Origin of the sequence: Halorubrum sp. SP9 (genome assembly GCF_005435015.1) — an archaeon.
Classification (GTDB): Archaea; Halobacteriota; Halobacteria; order Halobacteriales; family Haloferacaceae; genus Halorubrum; species Halorubrum sodomense.
The window spans coordinates 1-213 of record NZ_SGXU01000795.1 but is presented as its reverse complement, the minus strand read 5'-3'; the positions used below and the strand labels follow the sequence as shown (position 1 = coordinate 213).

At 64.8% G+C, this 213-nt stretch carries 1 protein-coding gene; it reads left to right on the top strand.

The annotated features are described in order from the left end of the window. On the top strand, positions 1–213 hold a 213-nt coding region (locus EXE45_RS19330), incomplete at both ends, for a transposase (RefSeq protein WP_137695226.1).

Genomic DNA, 213 nt, shown 5'->3' with positions numbered 1-213 from the left:
AAATCGAGAGTCTCGCCGGCGACAAAGGCTATGACGACCAATCTCTCCGGGACGCCCTCGGTTCAGAGGGCGTCCGGCCGTTGCTGCGTCACCGGCTGTTCGCTGCGTACGATCACGCGCACAACGCACGGTTGGACAGCGAGCTATACGGCCAGCGGTGGATGGCCGAGACCGCCTTTTCGGCCATCAAGCGTCGGTTCGGCCCCGCTGTCC